We start from the raw sequence: 17,557 nt of genomic DNA, 5'->3' as shown, positions 1-17,557 counted from the left end.
GTACGGTCTATCGCCAAGGCAACCACGCCTCAGACCAAAGGAGTGCACATGGGTATCGGCGACAAGATGGACAACCAGGCCCAGGACACCACCGGCAAGCTGAAGGAAGGCCTCGGCAAGGCAACGGACAACGAGCGCCTCGAGGCCGAGGGCAAGGGCGACCAGGGTGCCGCCAACCTCAAGCAGGCCGGCGAGAAGGTCAAGGACGCCGCAAAGGGCCTGACCGGCGACAAGTGACACCACCACGGCGGGGCGTACCGGTTCGGTACGCCCCGCCGTGCCGTTCTGGCAGCGGACTTTCCGCGACCCGCGGGAATGCCGGCACCCCAGACGAGGTTGTCCCCGAAGACGGGTGGGTGCAGGCGCGGAGACAGCGCCTCCTAGACTCGCCTACAACGAGAAAATCTCGAACAGATCACGAGGAGTACTCATGACGTACGAACTTCCCGAGCTCGGCTACGACTACGGCGCGCTCGCCCCGCACATCGCCCCCGAGATCATGGAGCTGCACCACAGCAAGCACCATGCGACCTATGTCAAGGGCGCCAACACGGCGCTGGAGAAGCTCGAGGAGGCGCGCGCCAACGGTGATCTGGCGAACGTCAACCAGTACACCAAGGACCTGGCCTTCAACCTCGGCGGCCACGTCAACCACTCGATCTTCTGGAAGAACCTCTCCCCCGAGGGCGGCGGCGAGCCGACCGGCGAGCTGGCCTCGGCCATCGACGAGTTCTTCGGCTCGTTCGAGGGCTTCCAGAAGCACTTCACCGCTGCTGCCACGGGCATCCAGGGCTCCGGCTGGGCCGTCCTGGCCTACGACGTGCTCGGCAAGCGCCTCAACGTCTTCCAGATGTACGACCAGCAGACCCAGGTGCCCGAGGGCCAGGTCCCGGTCCTCCAGCTCGACATGTGGGAGCACGCCTTCTACCTGCAGTACAAGAACGTGAAGCCCGACTACGTGAAGGCCTGGTGGAATGTCGCCAACTGGGCCGACGCCGCCGAGCGCTTCACCGCCGCCCAGCAGGCCAAGCTGGTCTGACCCACCCGGTCACCGGCGGAACGAGCCCCGGTGCCGCGGACCTCACGGTCCGCGGTGCCGGGGATCCTCGTTTCTGGGGTTGATCGACGCCGTGGGCTCAGCGCTTGGACGGCGACCGGTGCTCCACCCAGCGCCACGCCACCAGCGCCCCCAGGCCGATCGACATCGGAACGCGCAGGAGCCACCAGTCGGCGGCGAAGCCCAGATAGTGGCGCATGAGGAGGTCGACGAGCAGGCACACCAGCAGGACGGCCATCGTCACCGTGGCTGTGATGATCCAGAACTTCGACCGCAGGTCTTTCATGGGGCGCTCCCTTCGCTCATCTGAAGGGTACGGAGACAGGGGTCAGTCGATCTCGCGTACTCGCTCCCCGAACGGGCGGTAGACCCAGCGCGGCAGCGGCTGGCGGGTGACGATGGACTTCCAGGCCTCGAACGCGGTGAAGGCGATCATGCCGTTGTTGGTGTTCCAGTAGGTGAACGACCGGAACGGGAGCACCTCGGAGACGGGGATGAACTTGACGTGGCCAGGCCGGTTGTCGGCGAGGCTGGCGCACACGTCGAGCGTGCGCCCGTCGATGGTCACCCGCACCCACGAGTGGCCCATGCGCCACCACGGGTTGTCGTCGAGGCGTACGCGGGTCGCGAAGACGCGCTCGGTCTGGAAGCCCAGCCGCTCGAGGATCGTGGCGAGCGCCGAGTTGTACTGGTTGCAGTAGCCGCGCCCGTTGCGGAACGCCGTCGCAGGCGTCTCCCACACGTTGAGGATCGAATATCGCGCGAACTTGCGGAACACCAAGTGCTGGGCGTGCTCGACCAGCTCCCAGCCCTCGAGCCCCGTCGCCCGGCACGCGGCGACCGCGTCGTCGATGGTGCGTACGCCGTCGGGCGAGGTACGCACGGGCCGTGGCGCGAGCGCCACCATGGGCGCCGCCGCGACGGCCACCATTCCCACCGCGACCGCGGCGACCCTGCCGATCCTCACTGTTCCCCCCTCAGTCGTTCGTAGCGGCCGCGCAGGCGGTCGCTCCAGATGGCCCGGTACGGCACCTCGGCCGCGAGCCGCGCGTGCAGGTCGAGCATGAGCCGTACGCTGCGGTTCCAGTCGTACGTCTCGGCGCGGGCGCGGGCCGCCGCCCGTGTCGGCTCGGCCCCACGCGCCGCCATGCGTTCGATGGCGTCGGCGATGCCGTGGTCGTCGGGCGAGCCCCACTCCCCGCAGGAGGCGTCGACGAGCTCGCGCGCGCCCCCGCGGTTGGACGTCACGACCGGCGTGCCGCAGGCCAGTGCCTCGAGGACGGCCAGGCCGAACGTCTCGTTGGGGCTGACTGACAGGCTGATGTCGGACCGGGCGAAGGCGCGGGCGACCTCGTCGCGGCCGGAGAGGTAGCCGTGGAAGACCACCGGTGCGGCTCCGGCGATGTCGCGGAGCTCCTGGGTGTCGGGGCCGTCGCCGTACACGTCGAGACGGACCGGCACCCCGCGACGGTGGGCCTCGACCGCGGCCGAGACCGCCAGGTGGGGGCTCTTCTCGCGGGACAGACGCCCCACATAGCAGAGCTTCGTCAGGCCGTCGTCGTTCGGATGCCCCTTGGAGGGATGGAACGTGGTGAGGTCGACGCCCAGAGGGACGCGTACGAGGTAGGCGCCGGTGTTGACGAACTCGTCGGCCGCGTACTGGCTGGTGACGACCACCGCGTCGAACGACTGTGCGAGCCGGCGGTTCAGTGCCCCGACAGCCGTCTCGACGCCGAACTGGCGGCGAAGCCAACCCTTGAGCATGCCGTCGAGCCGCTCGTGGCTGAACAGCACCGACCCGATCCCACGCTTGTGGGCCCAACGCGCGACCGGTGACAGCGTCCACTTGTCGGAGACCTCGACCGTCGTGGGGCGGAACCGGTCGAGCACCGCGAGCGCTCGCCACGGCTGGGCGATCATGCGATACGCCGAGTTGGGCAGATGCGGAGACTCGACCTGGACGACGATGCCGTCCTCGGTCTCGGCGTAGTGGTCCCTCTCCCCCGGCACGACGAGGATCCGCTCGTGCCCGGCCGCGATGTAGCCGTGGCCGAGCTGGTCGATCGCCTGACGCATGCCTCCCGAGACGGGGCCCACGAAATTCGCGAGCTGGGCGATCCTCAGGGCAGCGGCCATGGCCCCAGCCTACGGGGCCCGACCATCACCTGTCCGGCTGCGCCGTGCGCGCCGCACTGCACGGGCGAGTGGGCCACCGAGCGCAGGTTCCTCCCCGGCATCCCGGCGATCGGGTAGGCGCGGTCCACCTCTACGCCCAGCAGGCCGGGCAGCTGCTGCCCTTGCGTACGCCGGTGTCGGCGAACAGGAAGAACTCGGGGTCGGTGACCGTCATGGCCCCCTTGGCGGGGAAGCGCTCGTGGGGCATGCCGACGAGCGGGTCCAGCCGCGGAAGTGGAATCCGCTCCAGAAGCACCTTCACACTGATCACCCGACGGACCCCAATCCCTGCCCCGTCAGGCCACAGCGGTCTGAGGCACATCTCACAGGCCCGGACGCGACAGTGCCCGCCCCGAAACCGGGACGGGCACCTCACAGGGCGTACGCGGAGCTCAGGCGTCCTTGTCGGCCTTCTTCTCGTCGCTGTCGGCCGCGGCGACGGCGTCGACCTCGACGTCGGCGTCCTTGGTGGCGACGGCGTTGACGAAGCCGGCCTTCTCAGCGGCGGCCTCGTTGGCGAACCAGACCTCGGCGACCGTCTGGTCGTACCACTGCGACTCGGGCGTGTGGAACTTCATCGAGTCCTCGTTGCCCTTGATGTCGAAGCCAGCGGGCGGGTTGTCGCCCTTGTAGGACTCTTCGCCGTAGGGCTGCTCATCGGCCTTCTCCTCGGCCTTGGCCGGGGCGGCCGCGGCGGCGGCCGGCTCGGCGGCGGCCTTGGCGGGCTTCTTGGCGACGGGCTCGGTCACGAGCTCGATGATCGCCATCGGAGCGTTGTCACCCTTGCGGGGGCCGATCTTGGTGATGCGGGTGTAGCCACCGTCGCGCTCGGCCACAGCCGGAGCGATCTCGGTGAACAGGACGTGCAGGACGCCCTTGTCACGGATGTGAGTGGCGGCCAGGCGACGGGCGTGCAGGTCACCGCGCTTGGCCTTGGTGATCAGCTTCTCGGCGAGCGGACGGACGCGCTTGGCCTTCGTCTCGGTCGTCGTGATCCGGCCGTGCTCGAACAGCTGGGAGGCCAGGTTGTCGAGGATGATCCGCTCATGGGCCGGCGTGCCGCCGAGGCGGGGACCCTTCGTGGGCTTGGGCATGTCTAATCTCCAGAAGTTGTGAGCGTGCCGAGCACGCCCGGGGAATCAGGGGTGCTCAGTACTGCTCGGTCTCGGCGAAGTCGGCGTCGCCGTCGTCCTCACCCTCGTCGTAGCGCCCGATGGCCGACATCGGGTCGAAGCCGGGAGCGGAGTCCTTCAGCGACAGACCCATCTCGTGCAGCTTCAGCTTGACCTCGTCGATCGACTTGGAGCCGAAGTTGCGGATGTCGAGCAGGTCCTGCTCGGAGCGCGAGACCAGCTCGCTCACCGTGTGGATGCCCTCGCGCTTGAGGCAGTTGTAGGACCGGACCGTGAGGTTGAGGTCCTCGACCGGCAGGGCCAGATCGGCAGCGAGCTGCTCGTCGACGGGCGACGGGCCGATCTCGATGCCCTCGGCCTCGACGTTCAGCTCACGGGCGAGGCTGAACAGCTCGACCAGGGTGCGGCCGGCCGACGCGACAGCGTCGCGCGGGCGGATCGCCGGCTTGGTCTCGACGTCGACCACGAGGCGGTCGAAGTCGGTGCGCTGCTCGACACGGGTCGCCTCGACCTTGTAGGTCACCTTCAGCACCGGGGAGTAGATCGAGTCGACCGGGATGCGGCCGATCTCGTTCTCGCCGGACTTGTTCTGGCTGGCCGACACGTAGCCGCGGCCGCGCTCGACGACGAGCTCCATCTCGAGCTTGCCGTTGTCGTTCAGCGTGGCGATGTGCAGCTCGGGGTTGTGGACCTCGACACCCGCGGGCGGGGCGATGTCGGCGGCCGTCACGGCACCGGCACCGGCCTTGCGCAGGTACATGACCACAGGCTCGTCCTCCTCGGAGGAGACGACGAGGCCCTTGAGGTTGAGGATGATCTCGGTGACGTCCTCGACGACGCCCTCGAGGGTCGAGAACTCGTGGAGGTTGCCGTCGATCTTGATGCTGGTCACGGCCGCGCCCGGGATGGACGAGAGCAGCGTGCGACGCAGCGAGTTGCCGAGGGTGTAGCCGAAGCCCGGCTCCAGGGGCTCGATGACGAACCGCGAGCGGTTGTCGTCGATGACCTCTTCGGAGAGGGACGGGCGCTGGGCGATGAGCATGTGGTGTTCCTTTCCGCACCGACCGCTATATGAGGGTGCGAATCAAGCCTCGGTCCCGGCGGGCGCCGGGACCGCGCGTACGCCCGGCCACAGGACAGCCCTGTGGCCGGGCGTACGGATGATCACTTGGAGTAGAGCTCGACGATCAGCTGTTCCTGGACGTCGATCGTGATCTGCTGGCGCGTCGGCAGCGAGTGGATGAGGATCCGCATCTGGTTCGGACGTGCGTCCATCCACGCCGGGACCTCGCGCTCGCCGTGGGTCTCACGAGCCACGACCAGCGGGTGGAGGTTCAGTGACTTCTCCTTGACGTCGATGACGTCGTGGGCGGAGACGCGGTAGGACGGGATGTTCACCTTCTGGCCGTTGACCAGGAAGTGACCGTGCACGACGAGCTGACGCGCCTGGCGGCGGGTCGACGCGAAGCCGGCGCGGTAGATCACGTTGTCGAGACGCGACTCGAGGATCTGCAGCAGCATGTCGCCGGTCTTGCCGGGGACGCGGTGGGCCTCGGCGTAGTAACGACGGAACTGCTTCTCGAGGACGCCGTAGGTGAAACGCGCCTTCTGCTTCTCGCGGAGCTGCAGCGCATACTCAGAGTCCTTCGTGCGGCCGCGGCCGTGCACGCCGGGCGGGTACGGGCGGCGCTCGAAGGCCTTGTCGTTGCCGACCAGGTCAGAGCCCAGACGACGCGACTTCTTGGTCATGGGACCGGTGTAGCGAGCCATTTCTCAGATTCTCCTTCTCGGTCTCAGACGCGACGGCGCTTGGGCGGACGGCAACCGTTGTGCGGGACCGGGGTCACGTCGGCGATCGCGTTGACCTCGAGCCCGATCGCGGTCAGCGAGCGGATGGCGGTCTCACGGCCGGAGCCGGGACCCTTGACGAACACGTCGACCTTCTTCATGCCGTGCTCCATGGCGCGGCGGCCGGCGGCCTCCGCAGCCATCTGGGCGGCGAACGGCGTCGACTTGCGCGAGCCCTTGAAGCCCACGGTGCCGGCCGAGGCCCACGAGATGACGTGCCCGGTCGGGTCGGTGATCGAGATGATCGTGTTGTTGAACGTGGACTTGATGTGGGCCTGTCCGGCCACCACGTTCTTCTTCTCCTTGCGGCGCACCTTCTTGGCGCCGGTGTTGCGGCCTGCTGTAGCCATAAGTTCTTGGATTCTCCTGAAGAGTTACTGGATCACGCGTACGCGGAAGCGACCGGGGTCACTTCTTCTTCTTGCCGGCGACGGCCTTGCGCTTGCCCTTGCGCTGACGCGCGTTGGTGCGCGTGCGCTGGCCGTGCACGGGGAGGCCGGCGCGGTGACGACGGCCCTGGTAGGAGCCGATCTCGATCTTGCGGCGGATGTCGGCAGCCACCTCGCGACGGAGGTCACCCTCGGTCTGGTAGTTGGCTTCGATGTGGTCACGCAGCGCGACGAGGTGGTCGTCGGTGAGCTCGTGTACGCGGAGGTCACCGGAGATTCCGGTGGCTTCCAGGGTCTCCAGGGCGCGGGTGCGACCCACGCCGAAGATGTAGGTGAGTGCGACCTCGAGGCGCTTGTCGCGCGGGAGGTCGACACCGATGAGGCGTGCCATCAGGCAGTGTCCCTTCGGATCCGGTCGTGGCGTCGTTTCCAATGACGTGGTTCCACGTTCCGCGGAGGTGTGTGGCGTGATGCGTCCGGAGTTTCTGAGCCGGGCCCGGCCTCCGACCGGGCGTGAGCCCCAGACTTCAGGACAGGTCCTGGCTGCCTGGGATTGGCATCACCTGTGTGCAGTGTTCAGTTGTCAAGACGGGTGCTCTGCGGGCCGTCCGCTCCGCAGTGCCAGATGCTCAGCCCTGGCGCTGCTTGTGGCGCGGGTTGTCGCAGATCACCATCACGCGACCATGGCGGCGGATCACCTTGCACTTGTCGCACATCTTCTTGACGCTCGGCTTGACCTTCATGCGAGCAACTTTCTGATTGAAGGCACGCCGGACGGCGTACCTGTGATGGGTGATTGACCCTTCCCGGACGGGAGGGGCCGGACTGTGATCACTTGTGGCGGTAGACGATGCGTCCGCGGTTCAGGTCGTATGCAGAGATCTCGACGACCACGCGGTCGGCGGGAAGGATGCGGATGTAGTGCTGCCGCATCTTGCCACTGATCTGGGCAAGCACCTTGTGGCCGTTGGCAAGCTCAACGCGGAACATCGCGTTGGGCAGCGCCTCGACGACAGTGCCCTCCATCTCGAGGAAGCCCTCTTTCTTCGACATGTACTCTCAATCTGTCCGTGGTTCGGGGACGTCTGGATGCATAGATCAACCGGCATGGGTGACCGACGTGACACTCTACGCCACTTGCTTGACGTTGCCCAAATCCTGTGCGATGGCGGGCTCCACTCCGAGCGACTGGTTTCCGGCCGAGCGCCAGCGAGACGCGGAACGCCCGCGGGACGCGCAGCCTCAGCCCGAGATCGTCGGGCTGCGCTGCAACCGGGCGTTGAACCCGCGCTCGCGGTACATCTCCACCGACTCGCGCATCGACGTGAGGAAGTACGGCGGGAACTCCATGCCGTTGCGGTTCGCCCACAGCACGCGCGCCTCGAGCCGACCGATCTCCCGGGCGTACGCCTCCAGCCCCTCATCGAGGCCGAGCTCGACCATCACGCCACCCATGTCGGCCTGGTATTCCTTGACGTGGTTGATGCCCACGAGCTCGTAGGAGAAGTCGCGCAGCTGACGCGTGAGCCACATCTGCCAGGGCTTCAGCAGGCCGCTGTGGACCAGCGATGTCGCCGACATCGAGTAGAAGGCGAAGTGACCGGGTTCCTGACGTTTGATGGGCTCGACGATGGTGTGGGCCATCGCCTCCTCCCCCATCTCGCGCAGGCCCTTGGCGAAGGTGTTGTAGGCCAGGGTCGCCTGCCGCTCGGTGGAGGCCCCCGTCAGGTAGTACATGAGTCGGGTGACGTCCTGGATCGGGCGGAGGTGGGACAGCGCGCCGAGGAACTTCATGGACATCTGGATCTCGAGCATCGGCTCCGAGGGGGGCAGGCCGATGTCCTGCGAGGCGCGGTCGAGGATCAGGCCGTGCTGGATCTCCTGGGGCTGCCAGACATCTTCGTAGAAGTAGCGGTCGACTTCCTCCGGGTCGGGCAGGAGCACCAGAAGCTCGAGGACGTTGCGGTCGACCTCCAGCTCGACGCGGGCCAGGTAGTCGAGGACGTGGCTGTAGCGCTGCCGGACCAGGTCCGGGCGCTTGACGGTGCGGTCGACGGAGTCGAGGGTGATCGGCGGGTGCTCGTCCTGGAGACGTCGGACGTGATCCATGATCTTCTGCTGACTGATGACCTCCTGAACCACGAGGCCATCCTATCGCTCGCCACCGCCCGGCACGGGCCGACCGACGCCGACTGGTCGATCACCGCCGCGCCCTCCCACGCTCAGAACAGGGCGAGCATCAGAAGCAGCAGGATCGCCACCACGCCAAGACCGACGACGCCGGCGACGACCATCGTCGTGGCGGGGAGGCTGGGTTTGACGCCCTCGGCGAGCTCCCCTGGCCGGCCCTGGGGGGCCTGCTGCACGAGCGCGGGGGTGTCGTGTGTCGACGGCTTGCCGAGGAGCTCGACGACCGGGGCGAGCTCGCCGAGATTCTTCGCGTCGAAGACACGATCGAGCATCTGGTCGTACTGGTCCTGACCGATCGAGCCCTTCGTGAAGGCGTCGTTCAACCGCGCGCTGAGATCGTTGCGCTCCGCGTCGGGGACGGGGTCGTTGGGACGGCTGCGGTACTTGGACGAGATCGGCAGGTTGCTCACGCCTCGAGTGTAGAGGGCATCCCCTCGCCACCCCCACGGGTCTCCGCGCGAGAACCGGGGTCAGTCCGACAGCGGGCCGAAGGGAAGACCGCGCGCGGTCAGCTCGGACTCGCCACCGTCCTCGGCGGTCAGGACCCACAGGCCGTGCTTGGTGACCGTCATGGAGTGTTCCCAGTGGCAGGCCAGCGAGCCGTCACGGGTCACGACGGTCCACTCGTCGTCGAGTGTGGCGTTGTCGGGGGCCCCGACCGTCAGCATCGGTTCAACGGCCAGGCACATGCCCTCGACGATCTTCGGCGTACGCCCGTTCACCCGGTAGTTCGGGACGTCCGGCGGCTGGTGCATGGCCGAGCCGATGCCGTGGCCGACGTACTCCTCCACGATGCCGTAGGCATGGTCCTGGCCGGTCACGTAGTCGTCGATGGCCGCACCGATGTCACCGACCCGGCCGCCGAGGCGTGCCGCCGCGATTCCCCGCCAGAGCCCCTCGCGCGTCACGTCGGACAGCCGCTGGGCCTCGGCACAGGCCGCCCCCGCGAACACCGTACGCGCCGAGTCGCCGTGCCACCCGTCGACGATGGCGCCGCAGTCGATCGAGACGAGGTCACCCTCGGCGATCACGCGGTCGCCCGGGACACCGTGGACGATCTCCTCGTTGACCGAGATGCACACGACGCCGGGGAAGCCGCCCTCGCCCCGCGCGTCCGCGCCGTAGTCGAGGAACGACGGGGTCGCGCCGGCGGAGCGGATGATGTCCTCGGCGACCGCGTTCACCTCACGGGTGGTCACACCGGGGCGCACTGCGGCGCAGGACGCGGTCAGCGCGCGCTCGACGACCAGGCCGGCGCGGCGCATGACCTTGATCTGGTCGGGGGTCTTGATCTCGATCCCCCGACCCCGGCCGAGGATCAACGGCCGAGGTGGGACTCGAGGGCCGAGGCGATGCGCTCGGAGACCTCGTCGACCTCGCCGAGGCCGTCGACGGCGACGAGCAGGCCGCGATCGGCGTACACCTTCAGCAGGTCGGCGGTCTGCTCCGCATACACCTGCTGGCGCTTGCGGATGGTCTCCTCGTCGTCGTCGTCACGCCCGTCGATCTCGGCGCGCTTCAGCAGGCGCGTGACGAGCTCGTTCTGGTCGGCCTCGATCGAGATGACGGCGTCGAGCTTCTGGCCCGCCTCGTCGAGGATGGCGTCGAGAGCGTCGACCTGGCCGGCGGTACGCGGGTAGCCGTCGAGCAGGAAACCGTTCGAGGCGTCGTCCTGGGCGAGACGCTCGGCGACGATGCGGTTGGTGATCTCGTCGGAGACGTAACCACCGGAACTCATGATCTGCTTGACCTCGAGGGCCAGCGGTGAGGCGGTCGACTCGTCGGCCTTCGAGATGGCCCGGAAGATATCACCGGTCGAGATTGCCGGGATGGAGTAGCGGTCGGCTATGCCCTTGGCCTGCGTGCCCTTGCCGGCACCGGGCGGACCCATGATGAGAAGACGCATCAGCGGAGGAACCCTTCATAGTTGCGCTGCTGGAGCTTGGACTCGATCTGTTTCACCGTGTCGAGACCGACGCCCACGATGATGAGGAGCGACGTGCCACCGAACGGGAAGTTCTGGTTGGCCTGCAGCAGGATGAACGCGATTGACGGGATGAGCGCGATCAGACCCAGGTACAGCGAGCCAGGGAGCGTGAGGCGCGACAGGACGAAGCCCAGGTATTTCTCGGTGGGCCGACCGGCGCGTACGCCAGGGATGAAGCCGCCGTACTTCTTCATGTTGTCGGCCACCTCTACCGGGTCGAACGTGATGGCGACGTAGAAGTAGGCGAAGAACACGATCATCAGGAAGAACACGATCATGTACAGCGGGTGGTCGCCCTTCACGAAGTGCTGCTGGATCCAGCTAGAGGCCTTGTCGTTCGGACGGAACTGGGCGTACAGGGCGGGCAGGTAGAGCATCGACGACGCGAAGATCACTGGAATGACACCGGCCTGGTTGACCTTCAGCGGGATGTAGGTCGTCGTGCCGCCGAACATGCGGCGGCCGACCATGCGCTTGGCGTACTGGACCGGTATGCGGCGCTGGCCGAGCTCCATGAAGATGACGCCAGCCATGACGAGGAGGCCGATGCCGAGCACGAGCAGGAACGGCACCCAGCCCTTCGTGGTCTTGATGGACCACAGGGCGGTCGGGAAGGTCGCGGCGATCTGGGTGAAGATCATGACAGACATGCCGTTGCCCAAGCCGCGCTCGGTAACGAGCTCGCCGAGCCACATCACGACGGCGGTGCCGGCGACCATGGTGAGGATCATGACGACGATCGGGAAAATGTCCTTGGAGTAGACGATGCCGGTGCAGCCACGGAAGAGCTGGTCGTTGACCGCGAGCGTCACGAACGCCGTCGAGTTGAGCACGGCCAGCACGAGCGTCAGGTAGCGCGTGTACTGGGTGATGACCTGCTGGCCGGCGGCCCCCTCCTTCTTGAGCGTCTCGAGGCGCGGGATCACGACGGTGAGCAGCTGCAGGATGATCGACGCGGTGATGTAGGGCATGATGCCCAGCGCGAAGATGGCCAGCTGGAGAAGCGCGCCGCCGGAGAACAGGTTGACCAGCGAGTACAGGCCGGCCTGCTCGCCCGAGGCCATCATCTTGCGACAGACGTCGACCTGCTGGATATTGACGTTCGGCACAGGGATGATCGAGCCGATCCGGAAGACGACGAGGATCATCAGCGTGAACATGATCTTCCTGCGAAGATCAGGGGTCTTGAACGCGTTTGCGAAGGCGGAAAGCACCGGGCCCTCTCCTGAGACATGGAACATCGACGGGCGTGCGAGCACGTGTCGCTCTGATGGCAACCCGGGCAGCGTAGCAACCAGGGGCCCAGAAACCGAAAACGGCGAGGGGCGGAAAAGCCCGCGAACGAACACGAGGCGGCCCCGGTTTCCCGGGACCGCCTCGCGCGTTGGGTGGATCAGAGCTCGGTGGCCGAGCCGCCCGCCTTCTCGATCTTCTCCTTGGCGGACGCCGAGAACTTGTCGGCGGACACCTGGACGGCGACGGTGAGCTCACCGTTACCGAGGACCTTCACCGGGTGACCGGCGCGCACGGCGCCCTTGGAGACGAGGTCGTCGACCTCGACCTTGCCACCCTCGGGGAACAGCTCGTTCAGCTTGGCCAGGTTCACGACCTGGTATTCCGTGCGGAACGGGTTCTTGAAACCACGAAGCTTCGGCACACGCATGTGCATCGGCATCTGGCCACCCTCGAAGTTCTCGGGGGTGTTCTTGCGAGCGCCGGTGCCCTTGGTGCCGCGGCCGGCGGTCTTGCCCTTGGAGCCCTCACCGCGACCCACGCGGGTCTTGGCGGTCTTGGCGCCCGGGGCGGGGCGAAGGTGATGGACCTTCAGTGCCATGTCAGTCGACCTCCTCGACGCTGATCAGGTGAGTCACAGTCTTGAGCATCCCGCGGATCTCGGGACGGTCTTCCTTGACGGCCACATCGCCGATGCGCTTGAGGCCGATCGTACGCAGGGTGTCGCGCTGGTTCTGCTTGCAGCCGATCTCGGACCGGGTCTGCGTCACCTTGAGACGAGCCATCAGTTGGCCTCCTCTTCCGGCTTGGCGTTGTAGGCGCGGAGCAGGGCGGCGGGGACGACGTCCTCGACGGCCTTGCCACGACGCTTGGCGACGGCTGCAGGCTCCTCGAGACCCTGCAGCGCGGCCACGGTCGCGTGCACCACGTTGATCGCGTTGGGCGAGCCCAGCGACTTGGCGAGCACGTCGTGGATGCCGGCGCACTCGAGGACGGCGCGGCAGGAGCCGCCCGCGATGACGCCGGTACCGGGCGAAGCCGGACGCAGCATCACGACGCCGGCAGCCTTCTCACCCTGGACGGGGTGGGGAATGGTGCCCTGGACGCGGGGGACGCGGAAGAAGTGCTTCTTCGCCTCCTCGACGCCCTTGGCGATCGCGGCCGGAACCTCCTTGGCCTTGCCGTAGCCGACGCCGACCATGCCCTCGCCGTCACCGACGACGACCAGAGCGGTGAAGCTGAAGCGTCGACCGCCCTTCACGACCTTCGCGACGCGGTTGATGTCAACCACGCGCTCGATGTACATGCTCTTCTCTTCGCGCTGCTGGCCCCGACGGTCATCGCGGCCGCGACGCTCGCCGTTGCCTCGGCCACCCTGCTGGCCTCGGCCCTGGGTGCCCTGGGTAGCGGTGTTGCTCATCGCTATCTCCTCGTTTCCGTCGTTGTCAGAAGTCCAGACCGCCCTCGCGTGCGCCGTCAGCCAGCGCCGCGATGCGACCGTGGTACTTGTTGCCAGCGCGGTCGAAGACCACGCTCTCGATGCCGGCCTGCTTCGCGCGATCCGCGATCAGGCCACCAACCTTCTTCGCCTTCTCCGACTTGTCGCCGTCGAAGGAACGCAGGTCGGCCTCCATGGTGGAGGCGGACGCCAGCGTCACACCGCGGTAATCGTCGATGACCTGGGCGAAGACGTGCTTCGCCGAGCGCGAGACGACCAGGCGCGGACGCTCGGCCGAGCCTAAGATCTTCTTGCGGCCGCGGACCTGGCGACGGATGCGCGAGGCCGACTTCGCGGCCATGCCCTTGTTGTTGGACAGTGCGATACCCATGATCACTTACCAGCCTTTCCGACCTTGCGGCGCACGTGCTCGCCGGCGTAGCGCACGCCCTTGCCCTTGTAGGGCTCCGGCTTGCGGATCTTGCGGATGTTGGCCGCAACCTCGCCCACGGCCTGCTTGTCGATGCCCTGGACCGAGAACTTGGTCGGGCCCTCGACGGCGAACGTGATGCCCTCGGGCGCCTGGATGTTCACCGGGTGGGAAAAGCCCAGGTTGAACTCGAGCTGGGTCGGACCCTTCGCGATGACGCGGTAGCCCACGCCCACGATCTCGAGCTTCTTCTCGTAGCCCTCGGTCACGCCGGTCACCATGTTGGCGATGAGCGTACGGGTCAGGCCGTGGAGCGAACGCGACTGTCGCTCGTCGTTGGGGCGCGAGACCTCGATTTCGCCCGACTCGGCCTTGGCGACCGTGATCGGGGAGGGAACGGTGTGGGTCAGCTGGCCCTTGGGGCCCTTGACCTGCACGTCCTGTCCATCAATGGTGATCTCGACACCGGACGGGACTGCGATCGGCATCTTGCCAATGCGGGACATTGTGTGTCTCCTCTCGTCTAGCTTCGGATCACCAGACGTAGGCGAGGACTTCCCCGCCAACGCTCTTGGAATTGGCATCACGATCAGTCAGGAGGCCCTGAGAGGTCGAGATGATGGCGATGCCGAGACCGCCGAGCACCTTGGGGAGCTCGTTGGACTTGGCGTACACGCGCAGGCCGGGCTTCGAGATGCGGCGTACGCCGGCAATCGAACGCTCACGGTTCTGGCCGTACTTCAGTGTGATCTTCAAGGTCTTGCCGACCTCACCCTCGGCGGGCTCGGTGACCTCGAAATCGGTGATGTAGCCCTCCTGCTTGAGAATCTCGGCGATGCCCGCCTTGATCTTCGAATGCGGCATGGAGGTCGAGTCGTGGAACGCCTGGTTGGCGTTACGCAGACGCGTCAGCATGTCTGCGATGGGATCAGTCATCGTCATGGCGTGAAAGCCTCTTTCTCGCAGTGGTTTCACACCCGGGCAACACGGAGTCTCCCGGGGGACCTTCTGCGGGTTGAATGAAATTTAGGAAGAACAGGTCACCAAGAGGACTTGGTCACACCGGGCAGCTGACCGGCGTGAGCCATCTCGCGGAGGCAGACTCGGCACAGGCCGAACTTGCGGAAGACGGCCTTGGGACGGCCGCACCTTTGGCAACGGGTGTAACCGCGCACGGCGAACTTCGGCTTGCGGGACTGCTTGACCTTCAGAGCTGTCTTTGCCATCGGTTATCTCACTTCTTCTTCCGTGCGTACGCCGGGCCCTTGGCCTTGGCCTTCGCCGGCTTCGGGTTGTCGTTGAACGGGAAGCCGAGGTGCTTCAGCAGAGCGCGGCCCTCCTCGTCATTGGTGGCCGTCGTCACGAAGGTGATGTCCATGCCGCGCACGCGATCGATCTTGTCCTGGTCGATCTCGTGGAACATGACCTGCTCGGTGAGGCCGAAGGTGTAGTTGCCCTTGCCGTCGAACTGGTGGGCGTTGAGGCCACGGAAGTCACGGATACGCGGGAGGGCGAGCGTCAGCAGACGGTCGGCGAACTCCCACATGCGGTCGCCGCGCAGCGTGACGTGGCAGCCGATGGGCTGGCCCTCACGCAACTTGAACTGGGCGATCGACTTGCGGGCCTTGGTGACTGAGGGCTTCTGGCCGGTGATGGCCGTCAGGTCCTTGATGGCACCGTCGATGACCTTCGAGTCACGCGCGGCGTCGCCGACACCCATGTTCACCACGATCTTCACCAGACCGGGGACCTGCATGGGGTTCGCGTAGCCGAACTCCTGCTGCAGCTCCGGCTTGATGGCCTCGCGGTAGTGCTTCTTCAGACGCGGGAGCTCTCGGGGCACGTTCTGGCCCCTGGTCTTCTGCTCCGAGGCCTCGATCGTCTCGGTCATCAGATCTCCTTCCCGGTCTTGCGGGCGATACGCACAGAGCGCTCCGCCTTGTATTCGGTGCCGTCCGGGCGGCGCTTGGTGACTTCCTCGCGCTTGAAGCCGACACGGGTGACGACCTCCTTGCCGTCGACCTTCACGACAAGCTGGACGTTGGACGCGTGGATCGGGGCCTCGGCCGAGATGATGCCGCCCTCGGTCTTGCCCGTCGGGGTCGGCTGCTCGCGCCTGTGGCGCTTGACGATGTTCACACCCTCGACGACGACGCGCTGGGCCTGGGGGTCGACCGAGAGGATCTCCCCCACGGTGCCCTTGTCCTTGCCCGCGATGACCATGACACGATCACCCTTCTTCACATGAAGGTTGTTCGCCATGTCAGATCACCTCCGGGGCGAGCGAGACGATGCGCATGAACTTCTTCTCGCGCAGCTCGCGGCCGACCGGGCCGAAGATGCGCGTGCCGCGCGGCTCGCCGTCGTTCTTGAGGATGACGGCGGCGTTCTCGTCGAACTTGATGTAAGAGCCGTCGGCACGACGGCGCTCCTTGACGGTGCGGACGACGACGGCCTTGACCACGTCGCCCTTCTTGACGTTGCCACCGGGGATCGCGTCCTTGACGGTGGCGACGATGGTGTCACCGATACCCGCGTAGCGACGACCGGAACCACCGAGAACACGGATGCAAAGGATTTCCTTGGCACCAGTGTTGTCGGCGACCTTGAGTCGCGACTCCTGCTGGATCATTGAGTTCTCCTGTTTGTCTCACCGGTTCCCGACACCGTGTTGCACTGGCTCTTGGGTCCAGGTCTGTGCGGGCGGGCCTGGTGGAACGGACATTGGTGTCGGCTGCACAGCGAAGGTCCCCGGGCATGACTCACCCCGGGCTCGACGCTGGGCAACCTGAACAGCGTACATCGCGTACGCCCGGTGGCGAAATCCGAGGCCTCGACACCACAGGGCGGAAATCGACGCCCGCTCGCGTTCGTGAGCGCACCTGTCCCTGACCCTCAAGATGTACGCTTTTTCACGAGGAGGCGCACATGTCGAGATTCGAGTCCTCGGGCCAGGGGCCCACGATGCCGGACCTGTACGACCAACTGGTGGAGCGTACCGCGGCCTGGGCCGACGCGAACCCCACCCGCCCCGAGCTCTTCGAGTTGTCCTCGGAGCGCGAGCTGTCCGGTAGCGACCCCGACGAGCGGGTCCACGTCACGATCCGCGACTACCGGGTGTCCTCGATTCGGATCGAGCTGGCCTGGGCCCAGGTCGCCACGCTGGAACAGATCGAGACAACCGTCACCGAGGCGGTGAACACGGTGCTGGGTGGATACCTGAAGGCCGAGCTCGAGGAGGCCCGGGCCGCCGCAGGCGACATGAATGATGTCCACCGGGAGCTGCTGGGCTTCTCGGGCGAGTTCCACGCGGCCTTTGGTCGAGCGATGGACAACTTGAGCGAGAGGATGCGTCGGGCATGACCAACGAACGGATCGCGCCCGCGTCGTGGACGAAGGCTGGACGGGGGTTCGCCGACGCCGCCGAAGGATTTCGCGGCGCGGCATCGGGCGCCCTGGGCGGCATGAGCGTCGACCAGCTCGGCTGCAACAACGGAGGCACGCTGGCCGACACCGCATTCGCGATCGTCGTGCCGTCGATGTTCGAGGCCCTGCAGGAAACCGTTGACGGCATCTCGGAGGGACTGTCCATCGAAGGGGCCGGCCTGTCACGAACGGGCAAGGCGTACGCCGATGTCGAGATCGCCAACACACACATTGCCAAGGAGATGATGTGA

The 17,557-nt window shown here is 66.6% G+C and carries 30 protein-coding genes; 4 read left to right on the top strand and 26 right to left on the bottom strand.

Features of this window, described 5'->3' with window-relative positions; translation table 11 throughout:
• Nucleotides 1–48: 48 nt before the first annotated feature.
• Both ACYVGD_RS12195 and ACYVGD_RS12190 read left to right on the top strand, forming a co-directional pair.
• On the top strand, nt 49–237 hold the full coding sequence (locus tag ACYVGD_RS12195; protein ID WP_460743942.1) for a CsbD family protein: 189 nt from the start codon (nt 49–51) through the stop codon (nt 235–237).
• Between the two features lie 193 nt (nt 238–430).
• On the top strand, nt 431–1,039 hold the full coding sequence (locus ACYVGD_RS12190; RefSeq protein ID WP_460743940.1) for a superoxide dismutase: 609 nt from the start codon (nt 431–433) through the stop codon (nt 1,037–1,039).
• A gap of 97 nt (nt 1,040–1,136) precedes the next feature.
• Here ACYVGD_RS12190 and ACYVGD_RS12185 read toward each other — a convergent pair whose 3' ends face one another.
• From ACYVGD_RS12185 to rplN, 26 genes are all read right to left on the bottom strand, one after another.
• A complete protein-coding gene (locus ACYVGD_RS12185) occupies nt 1,137–1,343 on the bottom strand; it encodes a hypothetical protein (RefSeq protein ID WP_460743938.1) in 207 nt (68 codons plus the stop codon).
• Between the two features lie 42 nt (nt 1,344–1,385).
• A complete protein-coding gene (locus ACYVGD_RS12180; protein WP_460743936.1) occupies nt 1,386–2,024 on the bottom strand; it encodes an arylamine N-acetyltransferase in 639 nt (212 codons plus the stop codon).
• Nucleotides 2,021–3,193, bottom strand: a complete 1,173-nt coding sequence (locus ACYVGD_RS12175; RefSeq protein ID WP_460743934.1) for a glycosyltransferase — start codon at nt 3,191–3,193, stop codon at nt 2,021–2,023. Before ACYVGD_RS12175 ends, ACYVGD_RS12180 begins: the two co-directional genes overlap by 4 nt.
• A 130-nt stretch (nt 3,194–3,323) precedes the next feature.
• Entirely contained in the window at nt 3,324–3,494 is a 171-nt protein-coding gene (locus tag ACYVGD_RS12170; RefSeq protein WP_460743932.1) for a hypothetical protein, read from the bottom strand.
• 130 nt (nt 3,495–3,624) lie between these two features.
• On the bottom strand, nt 3,625–4,326 hold the full coding sequence (gene rplQ / locus ACYVGD_RS12165; RefSeq protein WP_460743930.1) for a 50S ribosomal protein L17, sunset domain variant: 702 nt from the start codon (nt 4,324–4,326) through the stop codon (nt 3,625–3,627).
• A 55-nt stretch (nt 4,327–4,381) separates the two neighbouring features.
• Nucleotides 4,382–5,407, bottom strand: coding sequence for a DNA-directed RNA polymerase subunit alpha (locus ACYVGD_RS12160; RefSeq protein ID WP_460743928.1), 1,026 nt, complete (start codon nt 5,405–5,407; stop codon nt 4,382–4,384).
• A gap of 122 nt (nt 5,408–5,529) precedes the next feature.
• Nucleotides 5,530–6,135, bottom strand: a complete 606-nt coding sequence (gene rpsD, locus ACYVGD_RS12155) for a 30S ribosomal protein S4 (protein ID WP_460743926.1) — start codon at nt 6,133–6,135, stop codon at nt 5,530–5,532.
• A gap of 23 nt (nt 6,136–6,158) precedes the next feature.
• Entirely contained in the window at nt 6,159–6,563 is a 405-nt protein-coding gene (gene rpsK / locus ACYVGD_RS12150; RefSeq protein ID WP_460743924.1) for a 30S ribosomal protein S11, read from the bottom strand.
• Nucleotides 6,564–6,621: 58 nt separating this feature from the next.
• Complete coding sequence (rpsM, locus tag ACYVGD_RS12145; RefSeq protein WP_460743922.1) at nt 6,622–6,993, bottom strand: 30S ribosomal protein S13; 372 nt, start codon at nt 6,991–6,993, stop codon at nt 6,622–6,624.
• 238 nt (nt 6,994–7,231) lie between these two features.
• On the bottom strand, nt 7,232–7,345 hold the full coding sequence (gene rpmJ / locus ACYVGD_RS12140) for a 50S ribosomal protein L36 (protein ID WP_094363093.1): 114 nt from the start codon (nt 7,343–7,345) through the stop codon (nt 7,232–7,234).
• A gap of 88 nt (nt 7,346–7,433) precedes the next feature.
• Nucleotides 7,434–7,655 (bottom strand): translation initiation factor IF-1, encoded by a 222-nt coding sequence (gene infA, locus ACYVGD_RS12135; RefSeq protein WP_460743921.1) that lies wholly within the window; start codon nt 7,653–7,655, stop codon nt 7,434–7,436.
• A gap of 189 nt (nt 7,656–7,844) precedes the next feature.
• The gene (locus tag ACYVGD_RS12130) at nt 7,845–8,744 is read right to left on the bottom strand and encodes a GTP-binding protein LepA (RefSeq protein ID WP_460743920.1); all 900 of its coding nucleotides are present in this window, start codon (nt 8,742–8,744) and stop codon (nt 7,845–7,847) included.
• An 80-nt stretch (nt 8,745–8,824) separates the two neighbouring features.
• Complete coding sequence (locus ACYVGD_RS12125; RefSeq protein ID WP_460743918.1) at nt 8,825–9,202, bottom strand: DUF1707 SHOCT-like domain-containing protein; 378 nt, start codon at nt 9,200–9,202, stop codon at nt 8,825–8,827.
• Nucleotides 9,203–9,262: 60 nt separating this feature from the next.
• A complete protein-coding gene (gene map / locus ACYVGD_RS12120; protein WP_460744097.1) occupies nt 9,263–10,111 on the bottom strand; it encodes a type I methionyl aminopeptidase in 849 nt (282 codons plus the stop codon).
• A complete protein-coding gene (locus ACYVGD_RS12115) occupies nt 10,111–10,698 on the bottom strand; it encodes an adenylate kinase (RefSeq protein ID WP_460743917.1) in 588 nt (195 codons plus the stop codon). The genes map and ACYVGD_RS12115 overlap by 1 nt, the downstream gene beginning before the upstream one ends.
• Nucleotides 10,698–11,993: a preprotein translocase subunit SecY gene (gene secY / locus ACYVGD_RS12110; protein ID WP_460743915.1), complete on the bottom strand. Its 1,296-nt coding sequence runs from the start codon at nt 11,991–11,993 to the stop codon at nt 10,698–10,700. The genes ACYVGD_RS12115 and secY overlap by 1 nt, the downstream gene beginning before the upstream one ends.
• Before the next feature lie 179 nt (nt 11,994–12,172).
• On the bottom strand, nt 12,173–12,613 hold the full coding sequence (gene rplO / locus ACYVGD_RS12105; RefSeq protein WP_460743914.1) for a 50S ribosomal protein L15: 441 nt from the start codon (nt 12,611–12,613) through the stop codon (nt 12,173–12,175).
• Between the two features lies 1 nt (nt 12,614).
• Nucleotides 12,615–12,797, bottom strand: a complete 183-nt coding sequence (rpmD, locus tag ACYVGD_RS12100) for a 50S ribosomal protein L30 (protein WP_460743913.1) — start codon at nt 12,795–12,797, stop codon at nt 12,615–12,617.
• The gene (gene rpsE, locus ACYVGD_RS12095) at nt 12,797–13,432 is read right to left on the bottom strand and encodes a 30S ribosomal protein S5 (RefSeq protein WP_460743912.1); all 636 of its coding nucleotides are present in this window, start codon (nt 13,430–13,432) and stop codon (nt 12,797–12,799) included. Before rpsE ends, rpmD begins: the two co-directional genes overlap by 1 nt.
• A gap of 25 nt (nt 13,433–13,457) precedes the next feature.
• The gene (rplR, locus tag ACYVGD_RS12090; protein WP_460743911.1) at nt 13,458–13,841 is read right to left on the bottom strand and encodes a 50S ribosomal protein L18; all 384 of its coding nucleotides are present in this window, start codon (nt 13,839–13,841) and stop codon (nt 13,458–13,460) included.
• A gap of 2 nt (nt 13,842–13,843) precedes the next feature.
• Complete coding sequence (gene rplF / locus ACYVGD_RS12085) at nt 13,844–14,386, bottom strand: 50S ribosomal protein L6 (protein WP_460743910.1); 543 nt, start codon at nt 14,384–14,386, stop codon at nt 13,844–13,846.
• A gap of 28 nt (nt 14,387–14,414) precedes the next feature.
• Entirely contained in the window at nt 14,415–14,822 is a 408-nt protein-coding gene (gene rpsH / locus ACYVGD_RS12080) for a 30S ribosomal protein S8 (RefSeq protein WP_460743909.1), read from the bottom strand.
• Between the two features lie 98 nt (nt 14,823–14,920).
• Nucleotides 14,921–15,106, bottom strand: a complete 186-nt coding sequence (locus ACYVGD_RS12075) for a type Z 30S ribosomal protein S14 (RefSeq protein WP_460743908.1) — start codon at nt 15,104–15,106, stop codon at nt 14,921–14,923.
• A gap of 8 nt (nt 15,107–15,114) precedes the next feature.
• Nucleotides 15,115–15,771 carry a 50S ribosomal protein L5 gene (rplE, locus tag ACYVGD_RS12070; RefSeq protein WP_460743907.1) on the bottom strand — a complete coding sequence of 219 codons (657 nt, stop codon included), beginning with the start codon at nt 15,769–15,771 and terminating at the stop codon, nt 15,115–15,117.
• Nucleotides 15,771–16,142, bottom strand: a complete 372-nt coding sequence (gene rplX / locus ACYVGD_RS12065) for a 50S ribosomal protein L24 (protein WP_460743906.1) — start codon at nt 16,140–16,142, stop codon at nt 15,771–15,773. Before rplX ends, rplE begins: the two co-directional genes overlap by 1 nt.
• 1 nt (nt 16,143) lies before the next feature.
• Complete coding sequence (rplN, locus tag ACYVGD_RS12060) at nt 16,144–16,512, bottom strand: 50S ribosomal protein L14 (RefSeq protein ID WP_460743905.1); 369 nt, start codon at nt 16,510–16,512, stop codon at nt 16,144–16,146.
• A 296-nt stretch (nt 16,513–16,808) separates the two neighbouring features.
• On the opposite strand from rplN, the gene ACYVGD_RS12055 reads away from it, so the two are divergent.
• Nucleotides 16,809–17,243 (top strand): hypothetical protein, encoded by a 435-nt coding sequence (locus ACYVGD_RS12055; protein WP_460743904.1) that lies wholly within the window; start codon nt 16,809–16,811, stop codon nt 17,241–17,243.
• Nucleotides 17,240–17,557, top strand: a complete 318-nt coding sequence (locus ACYVGD_RS12050; protein WP_460743903.1) for a hypothetical protein — start codon at nt 17,240–17,242, stop codon at nt 17,555–17,557. Before ACYVGD_RS12055 ends, ACYVGD_RS12050 begins: the two co-directional genes overlap by 4 nt.

The organism is Mariniluteicoccus endophyticus (assembly GCF_054780035.1).
The sequence above is the reverse complement of the archived record's forward strand: the minus strand, read 5'-3'. Positions and strand labels throughout refer to the sequence as shown.